The organism is Psychrobacter sp. TPE 89C (assembly GCF_055522395.1).
Genome location: NZ_JBVFXW010000053.1, coordinates 1 through 18,908 on the forward strand (window position 1 = coordinate 1; position 18,908 = coordinate 18,908).

17 protein-coding genes are annotated in these 18,908 nt (G+C 43.1%); 10 read left to right on the plus strand and 7 right to left on the minus strand.

Annotated elements, in window-relative coordinates:
• Positions 1 to 63: 63 nt before the first annotated feature.
• Positions 64 to 2,721, plus strand: coding sequence for a Fe/S-dependent 2-methylisocitrate dehydratase AcnD (gene acnD, locus ACZW67_RS12415; RefSeq protein WP_465183500.1), 2,658 nt, complete (start codon positions 64 to 66; stop codon positions 2,719 to 2,721).
• A gap of 109 nt (positions 2,722 to 2,830) precedes the next feature.
• Here the strand turns inward: acnD and ACZW67_RS12420 are convergent, their stop codons facing one another.
• Positions 2,831 to 3,121 (minus strand): type II toxin-antitoxin system RelE/ParE family toxin, encoded by a 291-nt coding sequence (locus tag ACZW67_RS12420; RefSeq protein ID WP_465183501.1) that lies wholly within the window; start codon positions 3,119 to 3,121, stop codon positions 2,831 to 2,833.
• A 17-nt stretch (positions 3,122 to 3,138) separates the two neighbouring features.
• Positions 3,139 to 3,360, minus strand: coding sequence for a TA system antitoxin ParD family protein (locus tag ACZW67_RS12425; protein WP_068404729.1), 222 nt, complete (start codon positions 3,358 to 3,360; stop codon positions 3,139 to 3,141).
• A gap of 104 nt (positions 3,361 to 3,464) precedes the next feature.
• On the opposite strand from ACZW67_RS12425, the gene prpF reads away from it, so the two are divergent.
• The 4 genes from prpF to ACZW67_RS12445 all read left to right on the plus strand — a co-directional run bounded on the left by prpF (position 3,465) and on the right by ACZW67_RS12445 (position 7,825).
• Complete coding sequence (prpF, locus tag ACZW67_RS12430; protein ID WP_465183502.1) at positions 3,465 to 4,718, plus strand: 2-methylaconitate cis-trans isomerase PrpF; 1,254 nt, start codon at positions 3,465 to 3,467, stop codon at positions 4,716 to 4,718.
• A gap of 125 nt (positions 4,719 to 4,843) precedes the next feature.
• A complete protein-coding gene (locus ACZW67_RS12435) occupies positions 4,844 to 5,197 on the plus strand; it encodes an Imm51 family immunity protein (RefSeq protein ID WP_465183503.1) in 354 nt (117 codons plus the stop codon).
• A 34-nt stretch (positions 5,198 to 5,231) separates the two neighbouring features.
• Positions 5,232 to 7,079, plus strand: a complete 1,848-nt coding sequence (locus ACZW67_RS12440) for an ABC transporter ATP-binding protein (protein WP_465183504.1) — start codon at positions 5,232 to 5,234, stop codon at positions 7,077 to 7,079.
• 119 nt (positions 7,080 to 7,198) lie between these two features.
• Complete coding sequence (locus ACZW67_RS12445) at positions 7,199 to 7,825, plus strand: GNAT family N-acetyltransferase (protein WP_465183505.1); 627 nt, start codon at positions 7,199 to 7,201, stop codon at positions 7,823 to 7,825.
• A gap of 57 nt (positions 7,826 to 7,882) precedes the next feature.
• Here the strand turns inward: ACZW67_RS12445 and ACZW67_RS12450 are convergent, their stop codons facing one another.
• A complete protein-coding gene (locus ACZW67_RS12450) occupies positions 7,883 to 8,629 on the minus strand; it encodes an SDR family oxidoreductase (protein ID WP_465183506.1) in 747 nt (248 codons plus the stop codon).
• A 459-nt stretch (positions 8,630 to 9,088) separates the two neighbouring features.
• On the opposite strand from ACZW67_RS12450, the gene ACZW67_RS12455 reads away from it, so the two are divergent.
• From ACZW67_RS12455 to ACZW67_RS12465, 3 genes are all read left to right on the plus strand, one after another.
• Positions 9,089 to 10,477 carry a DUF2868 domain-containing protein gene (locus ACZW67_RS12455; RefSeq protein WP_465183507.1) on the plus strand — a complete coding sequence of 463 codons (1,389 nt, stop codon included), beginning with the start codon at positions 9,089 to 9,091 and terminating at the stop codon, positions 10,475 to 10,477.
• Between the two features lie 75 nt (positions 10,478 to 10,552).
• Positions 10,553 to 11,518, plus strand: a complete 966-nt coding sequence (locus ACZW67_RS12460; protein WP_465183508.1) for a sterol desaturase family protein — start codon at positions 10,553 to 10,555, stop codon at positions 11,516 to 11,518.
• 37 nt (positions 11,519 to 11,555) lie between these two features.
• Positions 11,556 to 13,121: a DUF3482 domain-containing protein gene (locus ACZW67_RS12465; RefSeq protein WP_465183509.1), complete on the plus strand. Its 1,566-nt coding sequence runs from the start codon at positions 11,556 to 11,558 to the stop codon at positions 13,119 to 13,121.
• Between the two features lie 57 nt (positions 13,122 to 13,178).
• Here the strand turns inward: ACZW67_RS12465 and ACZW67_RS12470 are convergent, their stop codons facing one another.
• The 3 genes from ACZW67_RS12470 to ACZW67_RS12480 all read right to left on the minus strand — a co-directional run bounded on the left by ACZW67_RS12470 (position 13,179) and on the right by ACZW67_RS12480 (position 16,500).
• On the minus strand, positions 13,179 to 14,195 hold the full coding sequence (locus tag ACZW67_RS12470; RefSeq protein WP_465183510.1) for an ArsA family ATPase: 1,017 nt from the start codon (positions 14,193 to 14,195) through the stop codon (positions 13,179 to 13,181).
• A gap of 140 nt (positions 14,196 to 14,335) precedes the next feature.
• Entirely contained in the window at positions 14,336 to 14,602 is a 267-nt protein-coding gene (locus tag ACZW67_RS12475) for a cory-CC-star protein (RefSeq protein WP_110923532.1), read from the minus strand.
• A gap of 206 nt (positions 14,603 to 14,808) precedes the next feature.
• The gene (locus ACZW67_RS12480; protein ID WP_110923412.1) at positions 14,809 to 16,500 is read right to left on the minus strand and encodes a carbon starvation CstA family protein; all 1,692 of its coding nucleotides are present in this window, start codon (positions 16,498 to 16,500) and stop codon (positions 14,809 to 14,811) included.
• A 316-nt stretch (positions 16,501 to 16,816) separates the two neighbouring features.
• Between ACZW67_RS12480 and ACZW67_RS12485 the strand changes: the two genes are divergently transcribed.
• Together ACZW67_RS12485 and ACZW67_RS12490 are read left to right on the plus strand one after the other, a co-directional pair.
• Positions 16,817 to 17,485 carry a hypothetical protein gene (locus tag ACZW67_RS12485; protein ID WP_110923411.1) on the plus strand — a complete coding sequence of 223 codons (669 nt, stop codon included), beginning with the start codon at positions 16,817 to 16,819 and terminating at the stop codon, positions 17,483 to 17,485.
• A gap of 102 nt (positions 17,486 to 17,587) precedes the next feature.
• Complete coding sequence (locus ACZW67_RS12490) at positions 17,588 to 18,151, plus strand: hypoxanthine-guanine phosphoribosyltransferase (RefSeq protein WP_465183511.1); 564 nt, start codon at positions 17,588 to 17,590, stop codon at positions 18,149 to 18,151.
• A gap of 100 nt (positions 18,152 to 18,251) precedes the next feature.
• Here the strand turns inward: ACZW67_RS12490 and ACZW67_RS12495 are convergent.
• On the minus strand, positions 18,252 to 18,908 hold a 657-nt coding region (locus tag ACZW67_RS12495; protein WP_465183512.1), incomplete at its 5' end, for an ATP-dependent DNA helicase.

The following is an 18,908-nucleotide window of genomic DNA, read 5'->3' on the forward strand; positions in this document are numbered from 1 at the left end:
TTTTTCTAAGAGAATATTTTTTATTAATTTTAATCTAAACCAGCCAACAGCCAAAGGTGACTTATGGACAATGCACTAGTACAACCAATGAATGAACCCTTTAAAAAGCCACTGCCCGATACTGATTTGTATTACTTTGATACCCGTGAGGCTGTCGAAAATATCGAAGCTGGCGCGTATGACAAGTTATCATTCTGCTCAAAAGTATTGTGTGAAAATTTGGTTCGTCGTTGCCCACCAGAAGAGTTAACCAATGCCCTAAAACAACATATCGAAGGCAAACAAGACCTCGACTTTCCTTGGTACCCTGCCCGCGTGGTATGTCATGACATCTTAGGTCAGACCGCTTTTGTCGATTTGGCTGGTCTACGTGATGCCATCGCTGAGCAAGGTGGTGATCCTTCTAAGGTAAACCCTATCGTGCCAACTCAGCTTATCGTTGACCACTCACTAGCCGTTGAGCACGCAGGCTTTGAAGAAAATGCATTTGAGAAAAACCGCGCGATTGAAGAACGCCGTAACGATGACCGTTTTCACTTCATCAACTGGTGCCAGTACGCTTTTGATAATGTGAATGTCGTACCACCAGGTAACGGCATCATGCATCAGATTAACCTAGAGAAAATGTCACCTGTCGTACAAGTGGTAAAAAACAAAGCGGGTGAAGAAGTCGCTTTTGCCGATACCTTGGTTGGTACGGATAGCCACACACCGATGGTTGATGCGTTGGGGGTTATCTCCATCGGTGTTGGTGGATTGGAAGCTGAAAGCGTGATGCTAGGTAACCCATCATATATGCGTCTGCCAGATTATGTTGGTGTCAAACTAACGGGTAAACTGCAAAAAGGCATTACGGGTACGGATTTGGTACTGGCGATGACTGAGTTTTTGCGTGATGCCGGTGTGGTATCTACTTATATTGAATTCTTCGGTGACGGCGCGCGCCAATTAACCGTAGGCGACCGTGCGTCTATCTCCAACATGACACCAGAATATGGTGCCACTGCAGCGATGTTCTATATCGATGAGCAAACTATCGACTACTTGCGCCTAACCGGTCGTTCTGAGGCTCAGATCAAATTGGTCGAACAGTATGCCAAGCAAACTGGCTTATGGGCTGACGGCATGGAAAAAGCCGAGTACGCACGCGTGCTTGAGTTTGATCTATCAGCCGTGGTACGTAATATGGCAGGCCCTTCGCGTCCGCATGCACGTGTTTCCACCACTGATTTGGTTGCCAAAGGTATCGCTCATGGTGCTGATGAAAAGCTACCTGAACCAAAAGATGGCATGATGCCAGATGGCGCGGTTATTATCGCGGCGATCACCAGCTGTACCAATACCTCAAACCCACGCAACATGGTAGCAGCAGGCCTCGTCGCCCGTAACGCCAATGCAAAAGGCTTATTACGTAAACCTTGGGTAAAATCATCATTAGCACCCGGCTCAAAAACGGTAAAAATGTACCTAGAAGAAGCAGGCTTGATGCCTGAGCTACAAGAAATCGGCTTTGACGTGGTTGGTTTTGCTTGTACCACTTGTAATGGTATGAGTGGCGCGCTGGACCCTGATATCGAAAAAGAAATCATTGATAACGACTTATTTACCACGGCAGTGCTATCTGGTAACCGTAACTTTGACGGTCGTATTCATCCATATGCTAAGCAAGCATTCTTGGCATCGCCGCCACTGGTTATCGCTTACGCCATCGCTGGTAACATTCGCTTTGATATCGAAAAAGACTCATTGGGCAAAGATCAACAAGGCAATGACGTCTATCTAAAAGACATCTGGTTCGATGATGATGAGGTTGACGCCATTGTAGCCAAAGCAGTTAAGCCTGAGCAATTCAATGCCGTTTATATTCCTATGTTCGATGAAGCCAAAAAAGACACAGGCAAAGCGTTAAGTCCATTATATGACTGGCGTGAAATGACGACTTATATTCGCCGTCCACCGTATTGGGAAGGCAAAATGGCGAAAAAGAATACCCTAACAGGTTTGCGTCCGTTGGCAGTGTTGGGTGATAACATCACGACCGACCATATGTCTCCATCAAATGCGATCTTGGGTGCATCAGCTGCTGGCGAGTATTTAGATACTATGGGCTTGCCTGCCGAGGACTACAACTCATACGCCACCCATCGCGGTGACCATTTAACTGCACAACGTGCCACCTTTGCCAATCCTAAACTATTGAACGAAATGGTGCGCGATGAAGATGGCGAGGTAATTCAAGGCTCACTGGCGCGTGTTGAGCCAGAAGGTCAAGTCATGCGTATGTGGGAAGCAATTGAGACCTATATGAACCGTGAGCAGCCACTCATCATCATCGCAGGTGACGGCTATGGTCAAGGCTCAAGCCGTGACTGGGCAGCCAAAGGTGTTCGTCTCGCTGGTGTAGAAGTAGTCGTCGCTGAGGACTTTGAGCGTATTCATCGTCAAAACTTAGTGGGTATGGGTGCATTACCATTACAGTTCGAAGAAGGCACCACTCGCCATACGCTAAATATCGATGGTACGGAAACCTTTGATGTAACGGGCGAAGTCTCTGCTGGCGGGTTGATGACGTTGGTAATCCATCGTGCCGATGGTAACACCACTGAGACGCCTATTATCTGCCGACTTGATACTGCTGATGAAGTCAAAATGTACAATGCTGGCGGTATGCTGCAACGTTTTGCTAAAGAGTTTATCGAAGGTACGCTAGATATTGTCTAAGTATTATATATTTTGAGTAATCAAAGAGCCGATGTTATATGGAGATATGGCATCGGTTTTTTAGTCTCTAGATGTGACAGATAACGAGACTAATGCTTTATAGCGATTATTAAAGTATTAATTTAACATCACGATAAAAATTCTCATGTGTGCCAACCATTAACAAGGTAAGGACAAGCTGACCATCATCAATTATATAAGCCAATAATGTTAACTGCTTTAGCATTTTAAACTTATAGACACGTACGGACGATAAGTCGCCTACTTTCTGCACACCTATATCAGGATCGTCAATGATGGTACGTACAGCATTATCTAAATCAGCTTTCTGGTTTTTATGTAATTTTTTAACCGCTTTTTTAAAACTATGTGACTGAACAATACTTAAAGACTGAGTCATTGTTTATCCAAAATACATTATCCAAATTCGTAAGGTTCAACCATACCAGCATCCACTTCTGCTTGCGCAATCAAAAGCTGACGAACAAATTCATAAGATAGATCAGGATTGTCTTCCATAATTTGTCCAATGGTTGCCCAATGTTCTATTTGCTTTGGCGGGGTGCGATGTTGTGCTTTAGATATTGCATAGGCTTTATCAACCAATGCTTTATTGAGACGTATGCTTGCAGTGGACATAAAATTCTCCATATTCAAAAAATATTGACGCTTGTGGTATTTTACCACAAAAATACTATATCAACGACTATCACTCTAATAAGCATAAAAAAGGAAACCATGTAATGACCCAAGCAACTTCAAAAAATAAAACAGCTTTCGCCCCGCAACTATCCGTTCCTGCTACCTATATGCGCGGTGGCACCTCAAAAGGGACATTCTTTAAACTGTCTGACTTACCTGAGCGTTGCCAAGTCGCTGGTGAATCACGTGATAACTTCTTATTACGTGTCATAGGCAGCCCCGACCCTTACGGCAAACAAATTGACGGCTTGGGTAATGGTAGCTCTAGCACTTCAAAGACGGTTATTTTATCGAACTCTAACAAATCAGATCACGATGTGAATTACCTGTTTGGGCAAGTCAATATTGCCAAGCCTATGATTGACTGGGCGGGAAACTGTGGCAATTTAACCGCAGCGGTTGGTGCCTGTGCCATTAATATGGGACTGGTTGATGCTGACAAGATCAGTAACAGCATCAATGACAATGCTGAAAGCGGTATTTGTGAAGTACGCATTTGGCAAGAGAATATTGGAAAAACCATCATTGCCCATGTACCTGTTTATTTGGATGTGCAAAACAAAGTGCAAGTTCAAGAAACAGGCGACTTTGAATTAGACGGTGTGACCTTCCCTGCTGCTGAAGTCAAAATTGAATTTATTGATCCTGTGGATGCCACTAGCGATATGTTCCCCACTGGTAACTTGGTTGATGAGTTCGATGTATCTGGTTGTGGCTTAACTACCGACAACGTCAAAGCCACCTTTATCAGCGCTGGTATTCCAACTATCTTTCTGAAAGCAGAAGATTTAGGCTTTACGGGTACTGAGTTACAAGGCGATATCAACAGCGATGGCGATCTACTTACTAAGCTTGAGAACATCCGCGCCAAAGGCGGTGTAGCGATGGGATTGTTTAAAGATGTGAGCGAGGCGCAGACCAGCCAACACATTCCTAAAGTTGCTTGGGTAGGCACAGCGCAGAGCTATACGGCCTCTAGTGGCAAATCGGTCGATGCTGGCGAGGTTGATTTGGTGGTACGTGCTATGAGCATGGGGCAATTGCATCACGCCATGATGGGTACAGCAGCTGTCGCCATTGCAGCAGCAGCAACCACACAAGGAACCTTAGTAAATGAGGCCGCTGGTGGTCAGAAGTTCGATGAAGTACGTTTTGGTCATCCATCAGGTACGTTGCTGGTCGGTGGAAAAACTGAACTGGTCGATGGGCGCTGGCAAGCAAAAAAAGTCTCTATGAGCCGTTCAGCAAGGCGTATCATGGTAGGTGAAGTTTTTGTGCCAGCGGATGCATTTTAGATCGATAATAATAGGTTGCCAATCATGATATCCCATATCTAAAATGGATGTACCACTCTATTTCTCCGATAATTCTGATAACATACTATACATTCTGAGATTTTAATGTCAAAAGGTATAGCATCATGAGTGATCTAGATTTTGAGCAAAAAATCAGCCCTTTTTCCTGGGTAGAGCATGAGGATAGCGTGTCTATATGTTTGAGTGACGTCGGCTCTTATAAGGCGGATATATTCGCCACACGTGCAGATGAAGGGTTTGAAGGCAACGGTTATGACTGGGGAAGTTTAGCCGCTGTATTTTTGCAAGAACAGCATCCTGAATGGGATAATCTAGTAAAGTTCGATCCAGAGGGCAGCATGTTTGTGGCTTATTCTTCAGACAAAAAAGCCTTAAGCGCTTTCATTTTAGCTTTTAAACAAGCGTGTGAAGATGACAAACTGATATCTGACTTATTTTTGCGAGCTGAGCTAGATTAAAAATTCACCGTAAACGTTAGGTTTATTTTTCGATATGCCAACACCACCGCGCCGTGTGCCACTTAATAACAAGCCGCCCACCAATAAAGTAGAACGGGGCGCTTTGCTGTGGTCTATCCTTAAAAAGTTAGCCGTGTTTGCTGCACCTTACAAAGCATTAATCTTACTGACCTTAGTATTGACTGTACTCGGCTCTTTTACCGCACAGGTCAATGCTTTTGTTTTGCGTTACACCGTAGATACCTTAACCGATATCGCTACTCTTACTGATCCTTGGGCAGCTGGTGTACGTATGCTGAGTATTATTAGCGCCGTACTACTCATAAAAGAGCTACTGTCCATTTTTATCTCGTTTGGGCAGCGCTATTTTGGTGAAAGAATCCGCATCAACCTATCAAGGGATTTGTCTCAAAAGGTGGTCGAGAGGATATTAACCTATCGCATGTCGTTTTATACCAGTAGCAATAACGACAGTGGCAAACTACAAACCCGTATCGATCTAGGCGTAAGTAGTCTCACCACTTTGGTACAAAACTTTTTTATTGATATGCTGCCGCTATTTGCCAGTGCCATTGTGTCACTTGTTATCATGTTTTCGACTAATTTTTGGGTAGGTATGGTCGGGCTTATTATTGTGCCCATTTATTTCTTTATCAGTCAAAAACAAGCCAATCGTTTACAAGGGTTTCGGCGACAAATGCGCGGCTATCGTGAAGCCAAAAGCGGCTTGGTCATCTCGTTGATTAATGCCATCAGTGTGGTCAAATCTTTTGTTCGCGAGCCAATCGAAGCCCAGAAGCATTTAGTCATCCAAAAAGACATGACTGACAATCAGCTGCGTATTCGTAGCATTGCCTTTATTTACGATGCCATCAAAACTTTTATCGAACAGATTGGCGTGGTGGTCATTATTTTACTTACCGCGTATTTTGTCTTAAAAGGTGAGATGACCATCGGTATGATTTTGTTTCATGTCATGTTGTTTCAAAATGTCGCCGCCCCTATCCGTCAGCTGCATCGCATTTATGACCAAATCAATAATGCCTTAACTTATGCAGAAGGCTTCTTCGATATTTTAGAAGATGACAGCCAAATTGAAACCCTTGGCGGTTTACAAAGTGATAAATTGCAAGGTCATATCGAACTTAAAAATGTCGATTTTACCTATCCTAATGGTACAAAGGCCTTAACCGATGTCAGCTTCGCCATAAAACCCAACCGTATTACTGCACTAGTGGGCCTGAGTGGCGCTGGTAAAAGCACTATTATCAACTTGTTGGTGAAATTCTATGCGCCAAATGCGGGCAGTATTTGCTTAGATGGCCATGATTTAGATAACTATGATACGCAGGCATTGCGCCAAAAAATTGGGCTTGTATTGCAAAGTAATCATATTTTTTCAGGTACGATTGGGGAAAATATTCGTTATGGTGACATGAGTGCGAGCGATGAAGACATTGTAGCTGCTGCCAAAAAAGCCTCTATCCATGAGCAAGTCATTCAGCTACCACAGGGCTATGAGAGCACGGCAAAATCATTATCTGGTGGTCAGCAGCAACGTATTGCGCTGGCAAGAATGTTTTTAAAGGATCCACCCATCGTATTTTTGGATGAGCCCACGGCCAGCCTTGATGCAATTGCCAGTCAGCAAGTCAAAAAAAGCTTGGATTTGATTAAAGAAGATCGGACTGTGATTATTGTGTCGCACAATATCGCTCAAATCATTGATGCCGATGATCTGGTGGTGATAGAAAATGGCCGAGTGGTAGAGACAGGCACGCATGAAGAACTGTATAAAAAACGTGGTAAGTATTTTGAGATTTTTAGCGCCATGTCTGATAGCTTGAACTTGGATAAAATCAGTCAAACCCTACATGGTTAGGAATGGTTAATACGTACTTAAATCGTTATAATGCGCATTACTTGAACCGTTCCAATACTTAACCATCATTTAATATTCTACTTAACCTCAATAATCAATTCGTTAAAAGCTGCTTAATTATGACCTGTACTTTTTCTGTTAAAACGTTCGATGAGCTAACCTCCGTTGACCTGTATCATATTTTAAAAGCTCGCTCACAAGTGTTTGTGGTCGAACAAAATTGTGCTTATCAAGATATGGATGAGCTGGACTTTGATTGTCTGCATCTGATTGCACATCAGAACGAGGCATTGGTGGCTTATTGTCGCATTATCCCGCCTGAATTTAATAAGTTACGGTCTAACTTATCATCATCTGATGCTACGACCAAAGTAAGCGACACCTCTATGTCCTCTATTGGCAGAGTGCTGGTGTTAGCCGCGCATCGAGGGGACGGTTTAGCACGAGATATGATGAATCATGCCATTGCGCATTGCCGTAAAAAATACGGTAAAAAGCGCCCTATTATCATCTCTGCACAAGCTTACCTGATTAGCTTCTACGAATCTCTAGGGTTTGTACCAGAGGGTGAACATTATCTCGAAGACAATATCGAGCATGTAAAAATGGTTCTGCACGTTGTCAAAAAAGTTAAAGTAAAAAAGGAAAGTACAGGTGGCTCCTCTACGACGAGTAAAGTACTAAGTTTTTTACTGTTGATTATGGCGGCTTTGTTTGTTTTAGGTTTGTTGTATTTGATGACCTAAATCAATATTGATGCCCTTAATATATAGAGCATCAATACTGTGAAACCCTCTTTATAACTACCAAGGTATAGACTCTCCAGCCCAATCTACAAAGCTACCTGATTGAGTGGCGGTCATATTACTCAGTACTTCTAACAAGCACTCTGCACTATAGGCTGGCGAGAATAAATGTCCGTCAGCCACATTACTCTGAAAAGGCGCTGAGAGTTGCGTATTGACCGTTCCTGGCTGCATGACAACCACGCATACATCCTTGAGTGACCTTCCCCATTCGATACTCAGGTTCTTCATTCCCATATTGAGTGCCGCTTTACTCATCCGATAGCTGTACCAACCGCCTAGCTGATTGTCACTGATACTACCCACGCGCGCTGATATCGTCGCAAAAATGGCGGGCGTGTCATTGCTACGTTTAGCTTTTGCCAGTAGTGGTTTGATATGCTTAGCAATCAGCAAGCTCGCTAAGGCGTTCACTTGCATATTCTGTAAGAAAAAATCAGTTTCCATCTGACGCAGGGCTTTCTCCGGCTGCTGCGTATCAGTATGCAATAACCCTGCACAATTAATGACCCAATCGATATGAGTGGTCTGTTGCTTAATGACTTCGGCTGCTTGTTGAATGCTGTCTTCGTCGCAGATATCCATCGATATCCACTGTAAATTGGGGGCTTCAAAATCAGGTATGTTCTTATGGTGAGTGGCAAAGACAATCGTGTCATGTGTCGTGCTGGCGGTTAACTGCTCTATCATAGCTTTACCAATGCCACCTGTACCACCGATTATTAGATAAGTTTTATTACTCATGATGATTCCTTTTTTAGATTATTTTTGACCGATTTTTTATTAGTTTATCGTTCTTTTTGTCATGTATCTGGTTCATTTTGGCGTACTTTTATGGTCTTTACCATGATGGAAATGTTTAGAGGGTAGGTGGTTATGAATGAAGCCCGCCCACTATAAGACCCTTATGGATTTAATTTTTCTAAAAATAGTACTGCCCTCCACTCGAGCACAGCTCTTGCCTTGCGAACGGGCAAAGCAGTGCTTTGCTCGCTCCGTTCTCAAGGCTGATGTAAAATCACCCCAAACGTCGTTACAAGCCTAGCCAAGGTCTCGACACTATCGTCGGCTTGCGCCTAGTCTGGTGAAATTTTAGCGATCAGCAGCCCTAACATTTGAATGTTCAATAGACCCTATATATACGCTACAATAATCAATTATGACCATTCTAAATCAACGCTTTTATACGGATGTTATCGCATTATGCTATCACCCCAAGATCAATTGACTGAGTTGGTACGCACGCTTGAGACGCAGCAGCATGTGTTTGCCACTGACCCGCTACTCATCACAGAAAAACTGCAAGGCGAAGATGGCAAACCCATCCAAAAGCTGCATCGCCGAGCCTCACGTATCGATAGTAACGGTGCGTTGGCACAAGTTTTGGGTAAGATTGACGGCCGTATCAAAGGCATCATGGTCGTGATGAGCGTGGTGTGGTGTATTTCAGGATTTTTAGGGCTGTTTACGCTATTACAGGCCAATGTGGTTAACTTCTTTTACGTGCTGGTTTGTCTATTAGGGTTTCATACTATTATGCTCTTGGGCTGGGTGGCCATGACGCTGGTTAATCAAGGCAAGCAATCGTCCAATTGGTTCGCCAGTTTTGTCAGTCCCAGCTACCTAATACGCGGTAAGGATGATGTGACTAAGGCAGCGGTTAACTTGTACGAACGTCAATTACAGCACAGCGGTATGCGTTGGTATCTTGGTCGATTTAGCCATCAATTGTGGCTAGCAACGTTGACCGGCATGCTACTGGCGATTGTTTTTTTGTTGATTGTGCGCCAGTACAGCTTTAGCTGGGAGTCGACCTTACTGTCTGATCAAGCGCTTATTACTTTGACTCAGGTATTAGGCTGGCTACCTAGTATAGTGGGATTTGGTGTGCCAGACAGTACGGCTATCGCACAAAGCAGATTGGTGACAGATGCCATGCCGCTATCTGTTGCACGGCAATGGGCGGGGTTATTGGTTGGTAGTTTACTGATGTACGGTATCGTACCGCGAGCGATTGCTTGGGCGTTTTGTGCCTTGATGTTCCGCCGTAAAAAGATGCGTTTGGATATCAAACAGCCGTATTATCAAAAAATCCTAAATTTTTGGCAACGTCATGTAGTGGATGCTGATGATTTTAATGAAGCACCTGCCCCTGTCGCGCCAAAAGCAACCGTGAGTGCTGGCAAGAAGCTGGTTGCGCTACTTGAATACCCTTCAGATCAGGAAAAGTGGTGGCAGTCAGGTCTTGGTAACACACTTGAAGGCGATGTGGAAAATTTTGGCATATTAGATGATCGTGACGATATGGCACGGTTAAAGACGTATTTAGACAGTCATCCTGTACAAGTTTTACTTGGTATTCATAATAAAGCGCTGCCTGACCGTGGCACATTGCGTAAGCTTGATCAGATTGCCAGTCATGCAAAAGAGGGACTGATCGTAAAACTGCTTAGCGATGCTAGCCCGACTGCCGATGTTTCAGACTTACATGTTTCAAAGCCACAGCAAGTAGGAAACCAAGGCGTTCGCTATCAGCAGTGGCAGACAGCGCTTTCTGCTCGAAAAATCGGTTTGGTGGATGCTGAGGATTAGTGATACTAGCTTTAAGGTTCATCATACGTTGATACGTTATGTAGTAGGGATAGTTATAATGGAAAGGAGTCCAGTATGGCAGAAGCAGATAACGACCTGATGACGCTAGGTCAGGTATTGGATGGTTATAAAGAGGCATTTAATCAAACGATTTTGACCATTTCTCCTGAGTCATGGCACCCAATACTAACAAATATTTTGCCTGCGCACTGGCAAGAGTGGCTATTACCGCTGGCAGGTGGGCCATTTTTCTTATTATTTCTAGCAGAATGGTTCTATCAATCTAAGCGTGGTAATGGTCAGAGCTTCAGTTGGAGACGTACGATGACCAACTTTAGCTTGGGTGGCTCTTACTTGGGTTTTGAGCTAGTGGTACAAGCACTTATCGTCATACCCATCTGTTTATGGTTATATCAATATCGACTGTTTACCATCGATGTCACTTGGCTGACGGCTATTCCTATATTTATCGCGGTTGAGTTTAGTTATTATTGGTTCCATCGTGCCTCGCACCGGATGAATTGGTTTTGGTCTGCCCATGTATTGCATCATTCTGATGATAGTATGAACCTATCCACTGCGATGCGCCAAAGTTTACTGTACTCAGTCACAGGTTGGTGGTTATTCTTTGTGCCATTAATGCTACTTGGTGTGCATCCAGTATGGGTATTTTTCTTTTACGCGCTTGATCTTATTTATCAGTTTTTTATCCATACCGAAACCGTTGGCAAATTTCCGAAATGGGTTGAGTATATTTTTGATACACCCTCCAATCACCGTGCTCATCATGGTACCAACGATGAATACATTGACCAAAACTACGGCGGCGTCCTTATTGTCTTTGATCGCTGGTTTGGTACTTATGTGGAAGAAGATACCATCAATAATCCCGTGCAATATGGCGCAGTTGGTGAAGCCAGTCACGATAATATTATTGGTTTAATCTTTGGAGTGTTTTATCGTATGTGGCAGCGTGTCTTTCGTGCCAAAGGTTTTAAGAAGAAGTTAAAAGTATTGTTCAGACCACCCAGTGCCGCATAACGCTTTTGAATATTCATCATTAATATAAGATTCTATTATGAATAACGACCATAACAATCATGAGAATAATAAAAACAGTGACAAACCAGTTGGTCTCTTTGCGGATAAAGGGTATGCAGTAGCGCCTGATGCTGTTACTGCTGATGCCACGATGACTAAGAAAACGGTAGCCAGTGGTGAAGCGCTCAAACTGGCGGTCGTCGGTCATACCAACACGGGTAAAACCTCTATTTTGCGCACGTTATTGCGAGACGTATATTTTGGTGAGGTCAAAAACGAGGCTGCCACCACACGGCATGTCGAGCAGGCTCAATTGACAGATAGCCAAACTGGCGAAGTATTAGTAGCACTATATGACACGCCTGGTCTAGAAGATGCCTCAGGATTAATGGATTGGTTAGAGGATAATACTGCCAGTCGACGTGATGGTATTGAACGCTTGCAGCAATTCTTGGCATCGGATATCGCTCAAGGTTCAGACAGCTATGAATTGCCATATGATTATAGCCAAGAAGCCAAAGTGATTCGGCAACTGCTGGCAAGCGATATGGCCATCTACGTCGTTGATGCGCGTGAGCCAGTATTGGGTAAGTATAAGGATGAGCTGGCTATTTTGTCTTGGGCGGCGATACCAGTGATGCCAGTCTTTAACTTTACTGACAGTCAAGATGCCAATATCGACGAATGGCAGACGATGCTGGCAAGACGAAACTTGCATATATCCACGCGTTTTGATTCAGTTGCTTTTGAGTTTGAAGATGAAATGCACTTATGGCAAAACCTTGCTACCATGCTTACCCACTCTGAGATGCTGGAGCAACTGATGCAGCGTCGGACGGAAAACTGGGCACAACTGAGTGATGAGGCAAACATTATCATTGCCGATTTTCTAATCAATGTCGCCGCTTTCGTTCGTGAGATTAATGACAGTGATGATCCCATGCCAGTGTTGGCACAAATGCAGGAAGCTGTTCGCCAAAGCGAGCGTGCTATGCAGCATAATTTGCTTAACTTATATAAATTTTATGACAATGCCGTTGCTGCCACACCACTTGAATTACAAGCATACCAGCAAGATCCATTTGACCCTGAGCTGTTAAAGAGCTACGGCATACGCACAACTTCTGGAGCAGCAGCCGGCGCACTATTAGGCTTAGGTGTCGATGCAGCAGCACTCGGCACTACATTGGGATTGGGTGCAGCGATTGGTGGCATTGCAGGAGGGTTATTATCTAACACCAGTAGTATTGCTGATAGGATCACAGGGGTAAAACGCTTATATATCGATCCTGCTACGTTGACACTACTCACCACCCGCTCGATAGATTTACTCACGGCACTACGTCATCGTGGACATGCTGCAACAGATGCGACCCAGCTGATATATAAAGGCACAAAAAATAACGGTGAATCAGACGAGAGTGAAGATGATAACTCAGTGACGCCATGGCCGACGCACAAACTACCAAGTGAGTTAAAAAAATCACGTGGTAAGCCGCAATGGTCGTCACTTAGTAGTGGTAAGTCTGAACAAGCTCAGTTGTTACGGGCAGATATGGCGTGGTCGCTTTCAGCTAAATTGCAGTCATATAATCATGACTAGCCAAACTGAATTACACACACAGAAAATAAAAGAACAGCCCGCGTTATTATTGAAGGTCTATCGCACTGGTCGCAAGAGAGCACTTAATGCGTCAGTGCCACGTACATCTGTTTGCTGCAGATAAATTGGATATAGCGGATACTTGGTAAAGCTTTGCTCTATATCTTGCATAATTTGCTGTTGTCTATCTGCACGCTGCTGCCAAAAATTATCAGACTGAGTAGGCGTTATCAGCTGATTGATGACTATCGCTGCTGGCGTAAGTTTGCTGTCTTCTAACTGTTTGATCGCACGTCTGGTCTCAGCCAATGGCAACACGTCGGCGGTCATGACCAACACAATTGCTGTTTGTGCACGGTCATGAAGTAATACTCCTGCCTGACGAAACAGCTGTTTGCGTTTTTCTAATACGGATACGGCTTGCTCCCAGCGGTCAGATTTTTTTGCTGCAAATGGATTTGCCACATCGTTTTTATCATTTTTTTGATTATGACTGTCCAAGTGGTTTGCCACCGAGCGCAATTTAGACTGTCGGCGCTGCTGTGCCAGTAGCCCATCCGTCCATGCACCCATCATCTCTGGTAATACCAGTAACCGTAGAGTATGCCCTGTTGGTGCCGTATCAAAAATAATGTGATCATAATCTGCATCTGCGGCGTTGACCAAATGCTGACACATAGACTCAAGCATCGCTGCTTCCTGCGCGCCTGGTGCCGATTTTGATAGCTGTAAATGTTCTCGAATCTTGGGCATCATATCTGGATTGGCATAGGCTCTAATCGTACGCTCAACTTGTGCAAAGTGTTCGTCAACGATAGTGTCAGGATTCAGCTCAATAGCATCCAGATAAGGTGATATCACTGTTTTTTCGTTCTTCAGTCGAATATTTAATACATCGCCCAAACTATGTGCTGGATCGGTTGAGACAATTAAGGTTTTTTGCTGCTGGCTTGCATAATAGCTGGCAAGTGCAGCGGCCGTCGTGGTCTTTCCCACACCGCCTTTTCCACCGATAAATATAATCGGTTGTGTTGCCAGCTGCTCTACCAATGCCTGTAAGGAATGTAATGCCATACTTATCTCTCTTTTTTAATCAATATATAGTCGGTGAAATACTAAACCGCTACGGCGTTACCCTCCTTAGATGTACTACTTGTACTATCTACAGTCGGCTGCCTTGTACCCATTTTAGAGTTCTTTGACTATAGCTACCATTAGCAGCAACCAACATGGTCAAAGGGACATCTATCCATACCCATTCTAGTGTGCCATTCGTGGAAATTTTCTAAAAATAAAGGCTGTAACTCTAGTGTATAAAAGCTGGCAGGATTATCAATACCTAGGCTCTCAGCGAACATGAGTAGCATAAAAAAATCTTCTTCATCACGTGCAGCACGTGCCATCGTCTGACGGTATGGCGCATGATAAAACTCATTTAGCCCAGCGGTAAACCGTTGCCACCATGGCTTAATATCTGGCATGTCGTTTGATGTGGTATCGCTTGGTTTGGCATTATTTGACATATTAGTATCGTCCATAACTTTTTCATCTCCTACGTCTTGTTATCTATCATGCCTATTTGATACAAAAAACGCCAGCAATGGCTGCTAGCGTTTTTTGTTTCTTTACAATATAAGTACTGGCTTATTAATTAAATACTCGATGGCACTTAAATGATTGACACTTATTAGGCATCATCTTCGATTTTGCCTTTACCTCTGTGTAGCGACCATTCTTTGCGCAATACAGATAGACTCTCAAACGTGACTAGAATAGTCGCTATCAAAATGATGATGTCCATAATGATAAGCAACCAATTTCCGTCCGTGAAAAAAGTTTTAAGCTGAATCAATAGTGCCAATACAGTCATAACCAATAGGAACGACAACGGCGCTAAGGTAAACCAAACAGGCTTGCCTTTGCGTAACAAGATAACCGTTACGATCATTAAGGTTAAAGCAGCCATTAACTGATTGGTTGTACCAAACAGTGGCCAGATAACCATACCACCGGCACCATCAATACCACCAGCACCAAATGCTAATAATAGACAAGTTCCGACTGCTAGCAAGGTTGCAACGACACTTTTATTAAGTATGGGTAATTTGTAAATCTCACCAAACTCTTGGAAGATATAACGCTGTAAGCGCACACCGGTATCCATCGTAGTGCCCGCAAACAATGCAGCCATTACTGTAAGCATGGTCTGTGATAGCACCATATCGATACCAACACCAGCATTCAAGATGGTTGCACCACCATCAATAAAGGCACCAATCGAACCGTCCCCAAATTTTTGGTAAACCGCTTCCCAATCACCAAGCGTAGCAAAACCTGCTGTTGCGGCTAAAACGGCACCCAGTGCGAGCATACCTTCACCCAATGCGCCGAAGTAACCAACGAAACGTACGTCTCCTTCTTTGTCAATCTGCTTAGAAGTCGTACCTGTCGCAACCAAACCATGGAACCCTGAAATAGCACCACAAGCAATCGTGACAAACAACAAAGGCATCAGTGAAGGTGTGTCCATTGGTAATGATGTATTAATGGCTGGCGCGACAATATCAGGCGTCGCGATAAAAATCGCAGCGTATAATAAAATCAAACCGACGAATAGCTGTAAACCATTAATATAATCACGTGGTTGTAATAGCATCCATACAGGCAGTAGCGAAGCAACCGCTGCATAGGCAAACAAGATAATAATCCATACTGCATTATCAGGTAACCCGAAAATAGTCTCAGGCAATACAATAGGGAACATAGGACCAAGATAGATAAGTCCGTATAACGCAGTTACCCCGATAATTGATACCCAAACCAAATTCATATTGTAGCGATAAATACACTGACCAATGATAAAGGCAACGACTAGCGCGCCCCAAACTGGTAATACAGAAGATGGTGTTTTTATCATCATGTTAGCGATAGCAACGCCAAATACAGCATTGACCATCAGCAATAACAAGAAGATGACGATCATCATCAGACTGCGCACACGGGTACCCATAACGGTACCAGCAATAGAACCAATCGATTGACCTCTATTACGCATACTTGCCCAAATAGCCGACATATCATGTACGCCCGCCATAAAGATTGTGCCGAACACAATCCAAATGATGGCAGGCAACCAACCCCATATCACGGCAATTGCAGGACCGATAATCGGTGCGGCCCCTGCGACTGACGTAAAATGATGTCCCCACAATACATATTTATTGGTGGGGACATAATCTATACCATCTTTCATAGTATGAGCTGGCGTGGGACGACTATCGTCCAGTGCTAAAATTTTTGTGGCGATAAACTTTGAATAAAACACGTAACCGCAGAGCATGGCGGCGACGCCAAATAGTAGTACAATAGCACTATTCATCTTATCTCTCCCTAGACAAGTGGCATATAGCCTTATGAGTTCAAGCTTTTTAAATCAAAATATTTAAAATATGATAAATTAGTGTGCCGCGAGCAGCCCACCCCGTTGTAGCAGAATAATAGCGATATTTTAATATGATTACTAGCTAAAAAACCTAGACTGTACAATTATAAAAAGTCACTAAATGAGACGTATTGTGATAAATTTTGAGTAAATACTCGGCACAGGTTTAAATAAGCATCCTGTAAAAGTAGTACTTATTTAATGATAGATATAACATCAGGCAACCATCGAAACAGCGAACAAAGGAAGCATCATGGCGCACTATTTTGGATTCGTACCCTCAGATAAATTAAAAGTATTGGTGAAGGAAGCCGAACAAGTCGTTGCTTCAAATGAGACCGTAGACTACTACCCTTATCGTGATGCACTCACCCATCAAACGGCACGTGATTTGATCGACAATCTACTGGTTGGACTGGTTGAGATTACACCAAATCCTGAACGCAAAGCCTCTATGCAGAAGATAGTGATTACCGTTGAAAAAACAGCAGATACACTGCTCAATATTTTACTCGGTAAAGAAAACAATGAAGAAGTACTCCCTAGCTTTCACTTTTTGAGAGATCATGCGACTTTTATTGATAATGACGGGGTAACACGAGTAGGCTTCAAATTATCTGAAGCAGATGGTCAACTGATCGATAAAGGATTTTCCGCTATTACCCCTGATCACGTAGATGTAAAAGCGTTCAAAACAGCACTCGAAACGATGAATGACCAAACATTAACGCATTTCATTAGTCGTTATGCCGAAACGTTGAAGCTGGGTATGATTAAACGAAAATCAGTGCCAGTTGCTAAAGCTGCTATTGATAAAGGTATGAGTATGGCACTGAATAAGCTATTACCTGACTTACCTGACAGCTCATTAAACCGTTTAGCCAACTACTACCGCCCTTTTATCGTAGAAAAATCAGAATAAGCCCCAGTATTAGATTAAATTTGCCCCAAAAGTCATATGCTATTGGGAAATTTCACTAAAATTTGCTAAAATAAGCGGCACTTTTTACCGAAGGCGCATCCGATGACCCAAATCAGTAACCAAGAAATCGAAAAAACACTACGCAACTCAGAGTGCCTTATCAGCAGTATCGAAGTTGCTGCTGCTTACGAACGTCTTGCTGCTCAACTTAACCTGCATTATGCTGGTCTAAACCCAATCGTCATGGTCGTTATGAATGGCGGACTTATCCCAGCGGGTCAATTATTGACTCACCTAACCTTTTACCATCGCATGCATTACATCCATGCGACACGTTATCGCGATAACGAAGGTACTAATGAGTTAGATTGGAAATACAAACCTGATGTTAGCATCGAGGGTGAGCACGTATTACTGATTGATGATATTTTTGACGAAGGTATTACCTTAAAAACAGTCGTCGAAGAACTAAGCAAAGAAAAGCCTTTATCACTTGAATCTTGCGTTTTGCTCAACAAACAACATGACCGTAAGGTTGAAGATTTTGATGTTGATTTTGTTGGTATCAATGTCGCTGACCGTTACGTCTATGGCTGTGGTATGGATTTCCACGGTTACTTGCGTCACTTGCCAGGCATTTATGCTATCAAAGAAGAGAAAGTTTAACTCTTAGTCTTAATTGCTTAAAAACATTTAAGTCCTAAAAAAGCATCCAAATCGGATGCTTTTTTATTGTGTCATGAATAAAGTTAATTTTCGATAGCAACTAAAACTGTAATGCCAAACCTGTATGGCGCTCAGTTGGTGTTTTGACAGCGCGTTCGAAAGCCTGCTTGGTACTATAAATAGTTACTTGTTTCTTAGCACGAGTCACTGCTGTATAGATAAGCTCTTTACTCAGTAGTCTTGCATGACTATTATCAAAAGTAATCGCTACATGATCAAATTCAGACCCTTGCGACTTATGAATGGTCATTGCATATGCGGTGGCGATTACCTCTTCATTTAGCAAGTTGACCGCAATTCCCTGTGTTTTATTCTCAAAAAACACTTCTAGTCGGCTTCTATCATCGCTGGTCTGTAAGCAGAAACCAATATCACCATTAAACAATCCCAGTTCATAGTTGTTTTGTAGAACCATGACAGGACGACCATGGAACCATGTGTTTTGACCCAATGGTAGTTTTAGTTCAGCAAGATGCCACTGGGTGAGATAGTTATTAATATAATGATCGCCCCACTCACCGTTATGGCCAGCACTTAAAACTCTAAATTTATTAAATGTTTCCATTAATAGAGATACAATATTTTTTACTGATTCTGGCATAGATTTTTCTACTGGATTTTCCAGTAAATTTCGAATTTTATTTACGTATGAATGGTAATTTTGAGTTATTTTTGATAGTGTATTTTTATTGCTTAG

Bases quoted from the DNA above. Each gene is read 5' to 3' on its own strand.
- ACZW67_RS12465 (WP_465183509.1), top strand. From the start codon at position 11,556: ATGAATAACGACCATAACAATCATGAGAATAATAAAAACAGTGACAAA.
- ACZW67_RS12480 (WP_110923412.1), bottom strand. From the start codon at position 16,500: ATGAATAGTGCTATTGTACTACTATTTGGCGTCGCCGCCATGCTCTGC.
- ACZW67_RS12425 (WP_068404729.1), bottom strand. From the start codon at position 3,360: ATGTCCACTGCAAGCATACGTCTCAATAAAGCATTGGTTGATAAAGCC.
- prpF (WP_465183502.1), top strand. From the start codon at position 3,465: ATGACCCAAGCAACTTCAAAAAATAAAACAGCTTTCGCCCCGCAACTA.
- ACZW67_RS12435 (WP_465183503.1), top strand. From the start codon at position 4,844: ATGAGTGATCTAGATTTTGAGCAAAAAATCAGCCCTTTTTCCTGGGTA.
- ACZW67_RS12470 (WP_465183510.1), bottom strand. From the start codon at position 14,195: ATGGCATTACATTCCTTACAGGCATTGGTAGAGCAGCTGGCAACACAA.
- ACZW67_RS12455 (WP_465183507.1), top strand. From the start codon at position 9,089: ATGCTATCACCCCAAGATCAATTGACTGAGTTGGTACGCACGCTTGAG.
- ACZW67_RS12420 (WP_465183501.1), bottom strand. From the start codon at position 3,121: ATGACTCAGTCTTTAAGTATTGTTCAGTCACATAGTTTTAAAAAAGCG.
- ACZW67_RS12460 (WP_465183508.1), top strand. From the start codon at position 10,553: ATGGCAGAAGCAGATAACGACCTGATGACGCTAGGTCAGGTATTGGAT.
- ACZW67_RS12490 (WP_465183511.1), top strand. From the start codon at position 17,588: ATGACCCAAATCAGTAACCAAGAAATCGAAAAAACACTACGCAACTCA.
- ACZW67_RS12485 (WP_110923411.1), top strand. From the start codon at position 16,817: ATGGCGCACTATTTTGGATTCGTACCCTCAGATAAATTAAAAGTATTG.
- acnD (WP_465183500.1), top strand. From the start codon at position 64: ATGGACAATGCACTAGTACAACCAATGAATGAACCCTTTAAAAAGCCA.
- ACZW67_RS12445 (WP_465183505.1), top strand. From the start codon at position 7,199: ATGACCTGTACTTTTTCTGTTAAAACGTTCGATGAGCTAACCTCCGTT.
- ACZW67_RS12475 (WP_110923532.1), bottom strand. From the start codon at position 14,602: ATGCCAGATATTAAGCCATGGTGGCAACGGTTTACCGCTGGGCTAAAT.
- ACZW67_RS12440 (WP_465183504.1), top strand. From the start codon at position 5,232: ATGCCAACACCACCGCGCCGTGTGCCACTTAATAACAAGCCGCCCACC.
- ACZW67_RS12450 (WP_465183506.1), bottom strand. From the start codon at position 8,629: ATGAGTAATAAAACTTATCTAATAATCGGTGGTACAGGTGGCATTGGT.